This window comes from uncultured Granulicatella sp. (assembly GCF_963521425.1).
Lineage (GTDB): Bacteria > Bacillota > Bacilli > Lactobacillales > Aerococcaceae > Granulicatella.
Map to the genome: position 1 here is coordinate 14,402 of NZ_CAUQUN010000004.1, position 14,684 is coordinate 29,085.

Annotated in this window: 13 protein-coding genes; 1 reads left to right on the forward strand and 12 read right to left on the reverse strand. The window is 32.7% G+C overall.

Going from position 1 to position 14,684, the window contains the following annotated elements; genetic code table 11:
• The 10 genes from RWO76_RS01840 to mnmA all read right to left on the reverse strand — a co-directional run bounded on the left by RWO76_RS01840 (position 1) and on the right by mnmA (position 12,587).
• Positions 1 to 1,626 (reverse strand): ATP-binding cassette domain-containing protein, encoded by a 1,626-nt coding sequence (locus RWO76_RS01840; protein WP_314353927.1) that lies wholly within the window; start codon positions 1,624 to 1,626, stop codon positions 1 to 3.
• Positions 1,627 to 1,739: 113 nt separating this feature from the next.
• Entirely contained in the window at positions 1,740 to 3,383 is a 1,644-nt protein-coding gene (locus RWO76_RS01845; RefSeq protein ID WP_314353928.1) for a Na/Pi cotransporter family protein, read from the reverse strand.
• A 319-nt stretch (positions 3,384 to 3,702) separates the two neighbouring features.
• The gene (locus RWO76_RS01850; RefSeq protein ID WP_314353930.1) at positions 3,703 to 4,920 is read right to left on the reverse strand and encodes a DUF438 domain-containing protein; all 1,218 of its coding nucleotides are present in this window, start codon (positions 4,918 to 4,920) and stop codon (positions 3,703 to 3,705) included.
• A complete protein-coding gene (locus RWO76_RS01855; RefSeq protein WP_006702729.1) occupies positions 4,913 to 5,155 on the reverse strand; it encodes a DUF1858 domain-containing protein in 243 nt (80 codons plus the stop codon). The genes RWO76_RS01850 and RWO76_RS01855 overlap by 8 nt, the downstream gene beginning before the upstream one ends.
• Before the next feature lie 15 nt (positions 5,156 to 5,170).
• Positions 5,171 to 6,172 carry a CPBP family intramembrane glutamic endopeptidase gene (locus RWO76_RS01860; protein ID WP_314353931.1) on the reverse strand — a complete coding sequence of 334 codons (1,002 nt, stop codon included), beginning with the start codon at positions 6,170 to 6,172 and terminating at the stop codon, positions 5,171 to 5,173.
• On the reverse strand, positions 6,162 to 7,526 hold the full coding sequence (locus RWO76_RS01865; RefSeq protein WP_314353933.1) for an MATE family efflux transporter: 1,365 nt from the start codon (positions 7,524 to 7,526) through the stop codon (positions 6,162 to 6,164). Before RWO76_RS01865 ends, RWO76_RS01860 begins: the two co-directional genes overlap by 11 nt.
• 2 nt (positions 7,527 to 7,528) lie before the next feature.
• Complete coding sequence (locus tag RWO76_RS01870; RefSeq protein ID WP_314353935.1) at positions 7,529 to 8,266, reverse strand: HAD family hydrolase; 738 nt, start codon at positions 8,264 to 8,266, stop codon at positions 7,529 to 7,531.
• A gap of 8 nt (positions 8,267 to 8,274) precedes the next feature.
• Positions 8,275 to 8,715, reverse strand: coding sequence for an ACT domain-containing protein (locus RWO76_RS01875; protein ID WP_314353937.1), 441 nt, complete (start codon positions 8,713 to 8,715; stop codon positions 8,275 to 8,277).
• A gap of 185 nt (positions 8,716 to 8,900) precedes the next feature.
• On the reverse strand, positions 8,901 to 11,438 hold the full coding sequence (locus RWO76_RS01880) for an ATP-dependent RecD-like DNA helicase (RefSeq protein ID WP_314353938.1): 2,538 nt from the start codon (positions 11,436 to 11,438) through the stop codon (positions 8,901 to 8,903).
• Positions 11,439 to 11,462: 24 nt separating this feature from the next.
• A complete protein-coding gene (mnmA, locus tag RWO76_RS01885; RefSeq protein ID WP_314353939.1) occupies positions 11,463 to 12,587 on the reverse strand; it encodes a tRNA 2-thiouridine(34) synthase MnmA in 1,125 nt (374 codons plus the stop codon).
• A gap of 208 nt (positions 12,588 to 12,795) precedes the next feature.
• Here mnmA and RWO76_RS01890 point away from each other — a divergent pair, with 208 nt between their 5' ends.
• Entirely contained in the window at positions 12,796 to 13,041 is a 246-nt protein-coding gene (locus RWO76_RS01890) for a helix-turn-helix transcriptional regulator (protein WP_314111000.1), read from the forward strand.
• Between the two features lie 63 nt (positions 13,042 to 13,104).
• On the opposite strand, the gene RWO76_RS01895 is transcribed toward RWO76_RS01890, so the two are convergent.
• Both RWO76_RS01895 and RWO76_RS01900 read right to left on the reverse strand, forming a co-directional pair.
• Positions 13,105 to 13,446, reverse strand: coding sequence for a cysteine desulfurase (locus RWO76_RS01895; protein ID WP_314353941.1), 342 nt, complete (start codon positions 13,444 to 13,446; stop codon positions 13,105 to 13,107).
• 40 nt (positions 13,447 to 13,486) lie between these two features.
• Positions 13,487 to 14,614, reverse strand: coding sequence for a cysteine desulfurase family protein (locus RWO76_RS01900; RefSeq protein ID WP_314353942.1), 1,128 nt, complete (start codon positions 14,612 to 14,614; stop codon positions 13,487 to 13,489).
• Positions 14,615 to 14,684 lie beyond the last annotated feature (70 nt).

Sequence of the window (14,684 nt, forward strand, 5' to 3'; positions counted from 1 at the left end):
TTATTGATATAAAGCATCTACACGTGCTTGAACTTCGTCATTTTCTAAGAATTCATCATATGTTGATTCTAGACGATCCACTACACCTTTTGGTCCAATTTCAATAATACGGTTTGCTGTTGTTTGAATAAACTCATGGTCATGACTTGAGAATAACAATGAACCTTTGAAGGCAATTAAACCATCATTTAATGCTGTAATAGATTCTAAGTCTAAATGGTTTGTTGGGTCATCTAATAATAAGACATTCGCTTTTGATAACATTAATTTAGATAACATACAACGTACTTTTTCTCCCCCTGAAAGAACTGTTACTTGTTTCATTACATCGTCTCCAGAGAATAACATACGACCTAAGAAGCTACGTAAGAATGTATTATCTTGTTCTTCAACCGGTGCATATTGACGTAACCATTCTAAAATATTTAATTGTGGATTTGAGAATTCTTCCGTCATATCTTTTGGTAAGTAAGCTTGACTAGTTGTTACTCCCCATTTGAATGTACCGCTATCTGCTTCCATTTCCCCTGTTAAAATTTTGAATAATGTTGTAATCGCAATATCTGAACGACTTAAGAAAGCAACTTTATCATCTTTTTTCAATTGGAAGCTTACATTTTCAAAAATAACTTCGCCATCAATAGTTTTTGATAATCCTTCAACCATTAATAAATCATTTCCGATTTCTCTTGCAGGAGTAAATCCAACGAATGGATATTTACGGCTTGATGGTTGAATATCGTCTAATGTAATTTTATCTAACATTTTCTTACGAGATGTCGCTTGTTTTGATTTAGAAGCGTTCGCAGAGAAACGAGCAATAAATTCTTGTAATTCTTTAATTTTTTCTTCTTTTTTAGCATTTTGGTCTGCCATTAATTTAGCAGCTAATTGACTTGAATGTAACCAGAAATCATAGTTCCCTACGAATAATTTAATTTTACCAAAGTCAACGTCAGCCATATGTGTACATACTTTATTTAAGAAGTGACGGTCATGGGAAACAACGATAACCGTATTTTCAAAAGTAATTAAAAATTCTTCTAACCATGCGATTGATTTAGCATCTAAACCGTTTGTCGGCTCGTCTAGTAATAGTACATCTGGTTTACCAAATAAGGCCTGAGCTAATAATACTTTTACTTTTTCAGCTTCCACTAATTCACTCATTAATTTATAGTGTAAGTCTTCTGTAATTCCTAAACCTTGTAATAATTGTGAAGCATCACTTTCCGCTTCCCAACCATTTAATTCTGCAAACTCCCCTTCAAGTTCTGCAGCGCGAATACCATCTTCTTCTGTAAATTCTTCTTTCATATAGATGGCATCTTTTTCTTTCATAATATCAAATAATTGTTTATGCCCCATAATAACAGTATCAATAACACGTTCATCTTCAAAAGCAAAGTGATCTTGTTTTAAGACAGTTAAACGTTCATGGGGATCTAAAATAACTTCCCCTGTTGTTGGTTGTAATTCACCAGACAAGATTTTTAAAAATGTAGATTTACCCGCACCATTTGCACCAATAACTCCGTAACAGTTACCAGGTGTGAATGTAATATTTACTTCATCAAATAATTTACGATCTGAAAATAATAAACTTACGTTTGAAACTTTTAACATGAAATTCTCCTTTTATAACATTTTTATCCTTACTGATTGTACTATAATTGTCTATAAATAACAAATAATCACTAAAAAAGATGACACCAAAATGGCATCATCTTCTCATCAGTTTATTCTGTTACGACTACTGGACGTCCTAATCTTTGAACAGTCTCACCAATATTTCTAAAGTGGTCACTAATACGTTCTAAGTTACTCAATAAATCCATGACGAAAATACCTGAATCGGCACTCGCAATACCCTTGTTCATACGTTTCATATATTTATCACGAATTTCAATTTTCAATCGGTCAATTTCTCGCTCAATAGTAATGACTTCTTTAACTTTTTCAATATTACCAGTCGATAAAGTATCAATCGACATTGCAAATCCTTTTTGAACTAAACCAAATACATGTTCTAATTCTGATAATGTCTTTTCATCCAATACAATATCACGTTCCAATACAGCTTTTGCAAAATCCGCAATATTTTCTGCATGGTCACTTATACGTTCCACATCATTTACAGTACTAAATAATTCATCAATCGTTTCTTGGTCATTGATTGAAACATTTTGTTGAGAAATTTCTACTAAATACTCAATAATTGCTTTTTGGAACTGATTCACTTTTTGTTCTGAGGCAAATGCTTTTTCGATTTTTTCTTGGCTACGCAAGCGAATGGCATCAATCGCATACGTTAAAGTTTTGTCTGCAGCATGAGACATCGCTGCAAATTCATACATTGTATTTTGTAACGCAATCGATGGTGTTACTAAAATACGTTTATCTAAATAAGATACTAGTTTTTCTTCATCATCCATTGTTTCAGCTTGTGGTTCTGGAATAATGAAGTCCGCTAATTTCACTAATAGATTTGCAAATGGGAATAATACAATTACGTTCACAATATTAAAAATAGTATGAGCATTTGCAATTTGTCTTGCTATATCAGTAGCATTCATAGAAGTAACAATATTTGTTAAAATTCCTGTTAAAAACAACATGAAATAGATAGTACCAATAATATTAATACTTAAATGAATTACTGCGACTTGTTTTCCACGTCTTGAAGTGCCTAAACTACTAATTAACGCTGTTGTACATGTACCGATATTGTCTCCAAAGATAATATAAAGAGCTGTAGCAAATGGTAAAACGCCTTGTGAAGCTAAGGCAATTAATACCCCAATCGTTGCGGATGAACTTTGTAGAGCTAATGTCATAATAAATCCAAGAGCTACTCCAAATAGTGGATTATGTCCATAATTAACAATCCATTCTGTAAAGGCTGGTAAATCTTTTAGTGGCGCTAAAGCGTCTTTTAAATAGTTCATACCGATGAACAAAATTCCGAACCCTATTAAGATTTCAGCTAATTCTTTCATCTTAGGATTCTTCACAATTGCTCCCATTAAAATTCCTGTACCAATTGCAATAGGTGCCCATTGGGAAAGATTAAAAGAAACCAATTGGCCTGTAATTGTTGTACCAATATTGGCTCCAAAAATTACTCCCACTGCTTGTTCAATCGTCATAATACTTGCATTCACAAATCCGACTACCATTACTGATGTAGCACTTGAACTTTGAATCACCATTGTGACGAACATCCCAACTAAAACAGCCATCAAACGATTTTTTGTTAGCGTACGAACGATACTTTTTAGCTTATCTCCTGCAAACTTTTGCAATCCATCTGCCATTAATTTCATTCCGTACAAGAACAAACTTAAACCTGCAACTGCACCTAAAAACATCTCTAAATACATGGTGTTTTTAACTCCTTTGTTGTCTATTAAATTTTAAACAGTTTATGTTCTATAAACAACACGATTGTAACATAGCCACTATCACTTGAAAAGAGAATTTTATGCAAAACATACAAATAACTCTCTTATAAAACTATACATTTATTCTCATATATCTATAAATGAATTTCTAAACACTTAATGTTTTTCATCTCAATAACTATAAGAGGTTAATGTATAAAATAAAAAGCCTTCCGAATCATTCGGAAGGTTCTGTTCAGCGTTTCTAGTTGCAGAAAAGTTTGTTTTTCAATAACTAATTCTAAAAGTTAGTTTAACCTTAAGACAACTCTCGCTTAAGAGGTTGACTTTCAAAATTCTTCACGTATGGTGCAATATTTTGAACATATTCTAACACGCCCATATACTCTCCTTGAGCATTTCGTACGGCATGATACGTGACATGAATCATTTTATCTTCTTTTTTAAACCACATTTCTTCTTTTTCTTTTTGACCAGATCGTAATTGTTCAAATAATTGTGTCACAATGGCATGGCTTTTTGGTGGATGACAATTAATGACATCTCGACCAATCGCACTCTTTGTGCGTTGGAAGATTTTTTCTTCTCCGTTGCCTTCGTTGTAATATTTGACAATATTATCCTTATCCACAAATGACAGTTCCATTGGAAGTAGATTTAATAATAAGTCTAATTGTTCTAAGGATAAGGAACCAGTCGATAATGGGATATCTCCTGTTTCTTGAATTTCTTCTTTAGACTGAATGGTAGATGGTTTCTTTTCTACTTTCCATTCTGCTTCAGGAGTGACAATGCAATAGCCGTATTGTGGGGTATCTTGTGCCATTTTCTCCCAATCATCCACATGAAAAGCTTGCGCAACCATTGGAATCAAAATATTTTCCTCTTTAAAAATCATTTCTAGCAATTCTTCTTTAGCTACTAGAAACTGTTCCATGACATCATCTGCTTGTTCATCAAAAGCTTGTTTGAAATTTTTATAAATTTCTCTAATTTCATCATGAACTCCCCACATCACTTTCGGCGGAGCTGTAATTCCTTTTGATTCCATAATCGGAAATAGGGCATATTCTTTTCTTAAATAATGATTTTCAAACTGATCGAGTAAACCAATTTGACGTTTTAGTCCTTTTAATAGTTCTTCATCTTTTGAAGATACATAAGCCTGTAACAAACGTTCAATTCGGTCAAGCGCTCCTCTGAGAGCTAAATTTTCCTTTTTTAGAACCATTACTGGATGTCCTTCTTTTTCAAAATCAGGCATTCCTTCTCCAGCTTCTACTTTTGCACTCATTAATGAAGCATGAATTTTACAAAGACGCATAATTTCTTCATAAGTAATTCCCTCTTGCATCAAGTTTCGTTCCATTACTTGAATTTCATAAGGGGAAACGGAATCAAAATGTTTGTTAAATTCTTCCTGAATAACTTCTTCTTTTTCCCCTTGATGTAATCGGAGCATTAACTCTTTTAATTTTTCTTGACGTTCTAATGGTGACATCGCATCATTACTCATTGCTCTCCCTACTTTCTTTTACAATATATCCATTCAATTCTAATTGACGAATAATTGTATCCAGTGGGATTTTAGCAATTTTTGAACCTTTTTTTAAGCTTGTAATTCTTCCTACTGTTTGAACCATTTGTGGTTGAGATAAAGGCGTGAATCCTAATTCAATAAGTAGCTCTTTTACCTCAGGATGATTTTGTAGAGTTGTATATACTGAATCTTCTAAATAAATCGTATTCATCGAATCTCTCCCATCTTATAATCGTTGTAAGCCTAATAAACCAACTAATAAACAAATCACAACATAAATCCAAAATCTCAATGTTGTAAAGACAACAGGATAAGTACCTTTTGGAGTTCTGTTTGCTCTAATATATGAAATGATTTCTTTACGATAAAGGATTAAGAAAATCACTGATGCACTACCAGTAATCACTAAAAGCATAGTTGTAACAGTATCTGCTAATTCCGGTCCTAAAAGTAAAGGTAATCCACTTTCTACTAAAAAACTAAATCCAAAATTATTTAAAATATGGAAAAATACTGCCCATAAAAAACTATATTCAAGCGCAATATAGGCAAATAGTATTCCGACAAAGAAAGCAAAAAATCCTTGAATTAAGTTCATATGAAATAATCCGAAGATTACTGCTGATAATAATATACTGAAAATTTTTCCATAATGTTTTAAGCGATAAACAACACCGCCTCGAACTAATAATTCTTCTACAAATGGCCCAACAAACGCTGCATAAATGACTAACATAAAGGAATCATCTCCACTTGTGGCAGCTTCAATTGCACCTTTAGTACTTAAACCAATTTGATTTAAGAAAAATTCAAATAAATTAGCACTTTGCGTAAAAATAAACTGACATCCAAATAGTATGATTGCAAACACTGCAAAATATTCTAATGTCATCTTCTTTTGACGATAAAATACGGTCTCGAAAAAATTAATTTTTTGAGTTTTATAAAAAATCGTAATACCAATAATGACCGCAACAATATAACCAGAATCTGTAAAATTTTGAAGTTGTTCAACCGTTAAACCTGGCATAAAACTTGGACTAAGATGTTTAATCATTTTTACAATTTCACTAGCTACTACAAAGACTAAGATAATTCCTATAAAAACACCGAGATAAATTAACAAATGTTTAAATATATCTTTTATGGACTGTTTTAAAGGTGACTCCGGTTTATTCAAACTCATTACTTCAGGTACATCCATTATTTCAATAGTTTCATTTTCCATGTACTAATCCCCTTTTATCATATTTTTTTTGGACAGTTCTTAATCGCAACATTAATAAGAAACAGTTTGACATTAATCCTGCAATTAATGCGATCCAATAAGCATACGGTCCTAAATCTGTCATCCAATCTAACATAATCCCTACTGGAAGACCAATGACCCAAAATCCTAATAAACATAAAATAAACGGCATTTTTGCATCTTTATACCCACGCAATATTCCTTGAATCGGTGCTGCAATAGCATCAAACATTTGGAATAATAAGCTATAGGATAAGAACACCATTGTTAATTGAATAAAACTTTCTGAAGTTCCATATAGTCCAGCAATCATTGGACGATTGAAATATAACCACACTAATGTTAAAAAGGCAATGATGACAGATGTAGATATCCCTAAACGAATATATTCTTTTGCAGACTTTTGATTTTTCTGTCCAATCTCATACGATACAATAATCGTCAATGCGTTAGAAATGCTCATTGGAAAAGCATATGCTAAATAAGAAAAATTCATAGCAGCTTGGTGCGATGCAATAACTTGTGAACCAAATTTTGCCATTAATAAACCAACCAGTGCAAAAATCGCTACTTCCCCAAAAACATTAAATCCAATTGGCAAACCTAATGCAAAAGGCTCTTTCCACAATAGTAAATGAGGTTTTTCAAAACTTAATACATTAAAAGCTTTTAATTTTGGATGTTTTTTAAGAACAACAATCGCCACGATTAATAACACCCAATAAGCCATTGCTGTCCCAAGACCTGCCCCTGGACCTCCTAATTCAGGAAGTCCAAATTTTCCATAAATTAATGAATAATTGAAGAATATATTTAATGGAACTAATAAAATCATTAAAAACATAGAGACTCTTGTTAATCCTAATGCATCAATGAAAGAGCGAATCACACTAAATAGTAAAAATGGAATAAATCCAATCGATAAGAGTAATAAATATTCTCTTGCAATCCTAGATACTTCAGTTTCTAAATGCATTTGATTTAATGCTGGATTCAATCCAATTAAGCCAATACAAAATAAAATAATCGCTAATAAAATTCCAATATACATAAATTGGAATACAATTTTTTGAATTCCTTCTTTATCTTTCTTTCCAAGTAATTGCCCTACAATTGGAATAAGTGCTGCTACAATCCCATTTAACAATGTAAAAAATGGATTATATAAACTTCCTGCTATGGAAACACCTGCTAAGTGCATTTCATGATATTGTCCCGTCATAACCGTATCAATGAATTGAGCCGAAAAGTTCGCTAATTGATAAATTAAGACTGGAATTAAAATTTTAAATAATAATTTCAAACGTTCACTTGTATGATTTGTTTCGTACATATTCACTCTCCTATTAGAAAATCTAGTAATTGTTCTACAGAATCTAACACTAACACAGATTGTTCTTTCATGATTTGAACATCACTCCCGCTTGATAAAACAGCAATTCCTCCACCACAATGTTTGGCATAATCCATATCTAAATAAGAATCTCCAACATAAAAAATTTCATTCAATGGTACTCCTAATTGCTGACTCGCACCAATGAGGGAATCTGCAACCGGTTTAGCTGCATAATCATCTGGAGTAGCTACATAATCAAATAAATGCCAAACCTTTAAGATTTCAAAAATTGTTTTTGTAAGAATATAACTATCATTTGTGACAACTCCAACTTGGATTCCTTTATTTTTTAATTCAGAAATTAAAAAAGCTACATCACCAATTGGAACAATCATATCTGGATGTGCTAATAAATACTTTCTGAAATCCTGTAATACTTCATCATATAAAGCTATTTTATCAATTGGGAAATATTTTCCAATCTCGTCTAACATATCTTCAACTGTACCTGAAGCAATGACACTATTTGGAACAATCTCTCCTCGAACAATCCCTAATAACTCTATCATTTGCTCAATCGTTATCGGTGAGTCTTCTTTGATATGTTGCTTTAAAATTTTACGGATGACCATTTCTGTTGGCTCGATCCACAAATTATCTATATTAGTTAAAGTGCCATCCTTATCAAAAAGAATGGCCTTTACTTCGAGATTTCCTTTATTCGTTTGTAATTTCATTTTATTTCCTATTCTACATTTTGTAATTCAACACCAATAATATTATCCATTTTTTCTAATTGTTTTAAAATCACAGATAAATCAGTTGTTGATTCAGAAATGTCTAACATTAATTGAACGATTGCTACACTATGGATTGCTAATCCTTGGAATATTGTTAATACATTCATATTATAACTAGCAAACAAATCTAATGTTTTGGATAATGTTCCTTTTTCATTTTTCATATGAATATTTAACGAAGCTTTCCGTCCATAAGTCACTGACGAGAATCCTTGAACTTTTCTATAATATTTATAATACACACTGCGTGAAATTCCTACTAATTTCACTGCTTCTGTAACGTCCTTTGCTTGGTTAGTTGCTAATAATTCTTTTGCTTTTAGTACTTTAGAAAACACAGGAGGTACAGCATCTGCTGATACTAAAAAATGTTTTTGGTTTTCCATATTTTTCACCTCGAAACTATTGTATACAATATAAAGACAAAATACTAGGTTATCGCTTCATTTTTTATAAAAATTGTTATAAAAAACACTTATTTCAGTTACACATAACCAATAGTTATTACGTGAAATAAGTGTTTGTTATATTAGTCTATAATCTTTTTACAAAGTTAAGTTTTAACGCCTTATTATTTTGACATAAAGTCATATGGAGTCACATCTTCCATCCCAATCATTGGGTCGATACGGTAAGAATGAATGGCATCCATTGTTAAAATAAACGGTTTATTCTCTCTTAAAGTTTCGATTTCAGAATGTACAGAAAATACTTCAACAGTTTCTTCTACTTTTAATTCTCGTTGGTTCTCTTCAGAGTACTCTCTTTTATTGATAGTTGTATGAGAAACTTTTTCTGTAGTATCTTGAATCTTGTCGTCAGTCTTCTGTTTCGATTCAAGTCTCGTTTGATGTTCTTCTTCAATGGATAAGCTATCAAAGCTATTTCCTTGTAATAAATCTTTTAAGCAGGTTTGACGTCTTGAACTTTGACGGTTCGCTGCTTCTTGAAACGCTTCATATTGTCCACACATAATTAGGAATTTTTTACTTCTTGTTACAGCTGTATACAATAAGTTACGTTCTAACATTCGCTGATATTGACCTACCATTGGTAAAATAACCATTTGGAATTCACTACCTTGAGATTTATGAATCGAACAACAATAAGCATGCGTCAATTGAATAAAGTCATTTCGTTTATATTCCACTTCTACGTTATCAAATGAAACATACAATTTATCAACTTGATCTTCATTTTCTTTTGCAAATATAATCGCAGTAACTTCTCCAATGTCTCCATTATAAATATTTTCCTCTGCTACATTCACTAACTGCAAAACTTTATCGCCTACACGGAATACACGGTCAAATGACTCAATTTCTCGAACAGAATTTCCGATTTTTGGATTTAAAATATTTTGCATCATTTTATTAATTTCATGAATACCAGCTTCTCCTTTATACATTGGAGCAAGTACTTGAATATCTTTCTTCTGATATCCTTTTTTAATAGCTTTCACCACAATTTGTTCAATCACATCTAAAATTTGAGTTGAACGGCATGGAATAAAGGTACGATCTGGTTGATTTTGAGTAAAATCCATCGGTAAATGCCCATCTTTAATGGAGTGCGCTAATGTGACAATACTTGAAGAATCTTTTTGTCGATGAATTTGAGTTAATTCAATCGAAGGAATTTTATTTGATAATAGAAAATCCGTTAATACTTGACCTGGTCCAACAGATGGTAATTGATTTTTATCCCCTACAAATAAAATCTTTGTTTTCCCGGGAGTTGCACGAAGCAGACGATTCATGAGCCAAGTATCGACCATCGACATCTCATCAATAATTAAAAAGTCACAATATAATGAACGACTTTCATCATAATCATCCTGTTCTAATTCAGAATTTTCTTCTGCAGAAATTCCTAACATTCGATGAATCGTAGAAGCAGATATTCCTGTTAATTCATTCATCCGTTTCGCAGCTCTTCCTGTTGGAGCTGCTAATTGAATGGCATCAGAATCTAAATCAATCTCTTCTAAATAACGATACATTTCTACAACACCATTAATAATCGTTGTTTTCCCTGTTCCAGGTCCCCCTGTTAAAATAAACAAAGATTCTTGCATAATTTTAATAAGTGCTTGTTTTTGAGAATCATCATAAATAATGCCAAATTTCTTTTGAACATGCTGGATGGCTTCTTCAATTTCTTCATCTGAATACAGAGATTTCTTAGAAACTTCCAAACGATGATGAATCGCATTGACAATTCCAATTTCCGCATAATATAAAGAAGCTAATGATAAATGATTTTCTTCAGAAATAATGATTCCTTCTCGGATTAATTCATTTAAGGCATTCACGATTTGATCCGGTTCAATTAAAAATGAGCGAGTTTGCTCCAATAATTTTTGAGCTGCAAGAACAACTTCTTTATCGATTAAATACGTATGCCCTTCTTGATAAGATAAATCTCTTACTACTACATAAACAGCACCTTTAATACGGTATAAATTATCTGGTGCTATTTCTAATTTTTGAGCGATCGCATCAATTCTTCTAAAACCAAGTCCTTCAATAGATTGCAATAAGACATATGGATCTTCTTTAACGATTTCCATTGTTTTCTCTTTATAGAGAACCATAATTTTTTGAGCCATTAATGGAGTAAAGCCCATATTGGTTAACTCAAATAAAATACGTTCTGTTCCTTGATTTTCGATAATAATGCTACGAATACTCTCGCATTTCTTTGTCGATAATCCTGGTACATTTTTTAAACAATCCTCGTCTTGAATAATTTGCTCAATCGCATTTTCACCTAAGCAATCCACAATTTTTTCAGCGGTTTTTTCTCCAATTCCTGGAAACCGTCCACTAGAAAAATAAGCAATGAGACCTTTTTTCCCAGTAGGTTGATGTTGTTGATAACTTAAGACGGAAAACTGTTGCCCATATTTTGGATGAGAAACGATTTTCCCATTAAAACGATAGGGGGAATTATCATGAATGGTGCCAATAATTCCCGTCACAACAATCTCATCTGAGTCTAGTTGAACACTACTTTCTTGCACTCGAATTAATAATACTTTGTAAAAATTTTGCGGATTTTCAAAAAATGTCGCTAAAACTTCTCCTACAATGTATTCTTCACTCATGACTTCCCTCTTTTCTATCTATTTTTAAACGTATTGACGTTCATTTCCTTCCATATAAGCTTTATCAATAATGCCTCCACCTAAGCAGATGTCTCCATCATAAAATACAACTGCTTGTCCAGGTGTAATCGCACGTACTGGCTCTTCAAAGTATACCATAGCTTTTGTCTTGTCATCTTCTTGGAATACAACACGCACTTTAGTATCTTGTTGACGATATCTGAATTTGGCAGTACATTCAAATTCATTTGGCTTTTCTTCATCTGTATTAAATTGCAAATCTGTCGCAAATAATGAATCAGAATAAAGGTTAGGATGATGGAATCCTTGTCCAACATAAAGTGTATTGGTGCTTAAATCTTTTCCTATAACAAACCATGGATCATTGGTTTTACCTCCGCCACCGATTCCTAGTCCTTGACGTTGACCAATTGTGTAATACATTAAACCAGCATGGTCTCCTTTAACCTCGCCATCTAATGTTACCATTTTACCAGGTTTAGCTGGTAAATAATGAGACAAGAATTCATTGAAGTTTCTCTCTCCAATAAAACATACACCAGTTGAATCTTTTTTCTTAGCGGTTGCTAAGTCAAATTCTTCTGCAATTTTACGAACTTCTTTTTTCTCTAAATGTCCAATTGGAAACATTGCTTTTGATAATTGTTGTTGATTTAATTGACTTAAGAAATACGTTTGATCTTTATTATTATCCACTCCACGTAATAAACGAACTACTCCATTCTCGTCTTTTTCCACACGAGCATAATGCCCCATTGCTACATAGTCTGCTCCTAATTGTAGCGCATATTCTAAGAACGCTTGGAATTTTACTTCCTTATTACACATGACATCTGGATTAGGAGTTCTACCTAATCGATATTCTTTTAAGAAATATTCAAATACACGATCCCAGTATTCTTTTTCAAAATTAACAGAATAATACGGAATCCCAATTTGTTCAGCTACTGCCGCCACATCTTTATAATCTTCTGTTGCTGTACATACACCATTTTCATCTGTATCATCCCAGTTTTTCATGAAGATACCAATTACATCGTATCCAGCTTGTTTTAATAAAAGAGCTGTTACTGAAGAATCAACTCCACCGCTCATTCCGACGATTACTCGGATATTTTCCTTATTCATTCATTCACCATCATTTCTAATTTTTTTCTGTTTTAACGATTTGAAGGTCGCTGTATCAATTTTATATCACTTTCTAAAAATTTTTTCAAAAAATTTTTCTCAAAATCTTCTTAAATACGATAACGATAGGAATTATAGCCCTATGCGCATTTGACAAATAATTTTATTTTCACTACAATTAATATTGGTAAAAGGGGGGCATAAGTGTATGATAATATCTTTACGAGCAGCACGGGTTAATCGTAATTTGACACTCTTAGAAGCCGCCAAATACCTAAAAATTAATAAAGATACTTTAACGAAGTATGAAAAAGATTCTACGAATCTTCCATACTCTTTAAGTAAACGCATGCAGGAACTCTATGAGATTCCAGGCGAAAATCTTTATTTTGGCGATACTTTAAGCTTCGTGGCGCAGTTTAAGCCACTCCCTCACGAAGAAGATCAACAATAGTGATCGGAATACCTTCCCGTGCTATGTATAGAAACGAGACAGAGTAAACTCTGTCTCGTTTTTTTATACTTCTTCTAATACGCCACGTTCTACTAATCCTTCTAGAATAAATTCTAGTTTTTCAATCGCATATCCGTTTTTTTCATTTCCATATAATTGAACAGTTTGAAGTCCATCTTTTGTTGTTGTTGAAATTTTTAATAATTTCATTGCTTTATCTACAGAAACTTTTAATTTTAATCCACGATGTCCAACTACTAAATCATCTAAACTGCGAATTAATTGAAAATTCCCTGATTTTGTTTCAACAAATCCATTATCTCTTAATGTATATCCTTTTACGGTTGGAGATACACGATACACATGATTTGAATTTTTTAATGTTGCTGTTTGAGTAAATGCCATATGAACACTTCCTTTCATCACTTTCTTCTAGTTTAGCATACTATGGTCGTTTAATCGAGGATATTGAGGAAATAAATGCATCAATATCTTCCGTAGTCGTGTCACCGCCAAATGATAAACGAACGGATTCTACTACTCTACTTTTATTCTGAGGATACATAAGTGATAATACAGGACTAGGTTCTAAACTTCCTGCAGAACAAGCAGAACCCGCTGAAACAGCTACTTGATGTAAATCACACATAATTAATGTTTGACTAGCAGGAATCCCTTTTAACCACACATTACAAATATGAGGACTCTTTCTCAATTCATCCCCATTTATTTCAAAAGGAATTTGACGAGCCGTTAATTGGTCTTGTAAATACTTTGATACTTCAAGGTATCTGTTCTTCTTCTCATTTCTAGTTTGAATGGCTAATGCAAGAGCTTTTTGGAGACCAACAATGTATGGAACATTTTCAGTACCTGCTCTCCACCCTTGTTCTTGTCCACCACCTTTAATCAGTGCATGAATCGGAGCAGATTTTTTCTTATATAAAAATCCAATTCCTTTTGGGGCATGAATTTTATGCCCTGAAGCAGATAAGTAATCAATATGAGAAGCCGTTACATCAATTTCTTCTTGAGCGAATGCCTGCACAGCATCTGTATGGAAATAGGCAGGATGGTCGACTAATAACTCGCCGATTTCATGAATCGGTTGATATGCTCCAGTTTCATTATTAATCGTCATAATCGATACTAAACGTGTCTTTTCCGTTAAAGCTTCTTCCACTTGTTTAACACAAATAGAACCTGATTCATCAGGAACTAACGCAATAATCGTGAATCCTAATTGCTCAGCATAAGCTGCTGATTTTTTAACCGATGGATGCTCGATTCCAGAAATAATGATTTCTCCTTTTTCTTCTGCAAATTGCTGACAAATCGATTCAAACACTAAATTATTCGCTTCTGAACCTGAACCTGTAAAAATAATGGAATCATTCATAGCAGCATGTAATTCTTGTAATATATCTTTTTTAGCAGCCTGAATCTTTTGTTTTTGACTACGACCAATTTGGTAAACACTAGAAGGATTACCAAAATAAGCCAGTTCTTCAAAAATTGCTTTCTTTACTTCCTCTACAACCGGTGTAGTGGCAGCATAATCTAAATAATGCAAAGATATCGTCCTTTCTATTAGATAAAAATTTACATCTATCATTTTCTACTCTTACTAGTATAGTATATTT

What these genes read in the sequence shown, in the direction of transcription:
- RWO76_RS01870 (WP_314353935.1), bottom strand. Translation starts at nt 8,266, where the DNA reads ATGAAATTACAAACGAATAAAGGAAATCTCGAAGTAAAGGCCATTCTT.
- RWO76_RS01845 (WP_314353928.1), bottom strand. Translation starts at nt 3,383, where the DNA reads ATGTATTTAGAGATGTTTTTAGGTGCAGTTGCAGGTTTAAGTTTGTTC.
- mnmA (WP_314353939.1), bottom strand. Translation starts at nt 12,587, where the DNA reads ATGAATAAGGAAAATATCCGAGTAATCGTCGGAATGAGCGGTGGAGTT.
- RWO76_RS01890 (WP_314111000.1), top strand. Translation starts at nt 12,796, where the DNA reads ATGATAATATCTTTACGAGCAGCACGGGTTAATCGTAATTTGACACTC.
- RWO76_RS01855 (WP_006702729.1), bottom strand. Translation starts at nt 5,155, where the DNA reads ATGAATACGATTTATTTAGAAGATTCAGTATATACAACTCTACAAAAT.
- RWO76_RS01860 (WP_314353931.1), bottom strand. Translation starts at nt 6,172, where the DNA reads ATGGAAAATGAAACTATTGAAATAATGGATGTACCTGAAGTAATGAGT.
- RWO76_RS01840 (WP_314353927.1), bottom strand. Translation starts at nt 1,626, where the DNA reads ATGTTAAAAGTTTCAAACGTAAGTTTATTATTTTCAGATCGTAAATTA.
- RWO76_RS01850 (WP_314353930.1), bottom strand. Translation starts at nt 4,920, where the DNA reads ATGAGTAATGATGCGATGTCACCATTAGAACGTCAAGAAAAATTAAAA.
- RWO76_RS01895 (WP_314353941.1), bottom strand. Translation starts at nt 13,446, where the DNA reads ATGGCATTTACTCAAACAGCAACATTAAAAAATTCAAATCATGTGTAT.
- RWO76_RS01880 (WP_314353938.1), bottom strand. Translation starts at nt 11,438, where the DNA reads ATGAGTGAAGAATACATTGTAGGAGAAGTTTTAGCGACATTTTTTGAA.
- RWO76_RS01875 (WP_314353937.1), bottom strand. Translation starts at nt 8,715, where the DNA reads ATGGAAAACCAAAAACATTTTTTAGTATCAGCAGATGCTGTACCTCCT.
- RWO76_RS01865 (WP_314353933.1), bottom strand. Translation starts at nt 7,526, where the DNA reads ATGTACGAAACAAATCATACAAGTGAACGTTTGAAATTATTATTTAAA.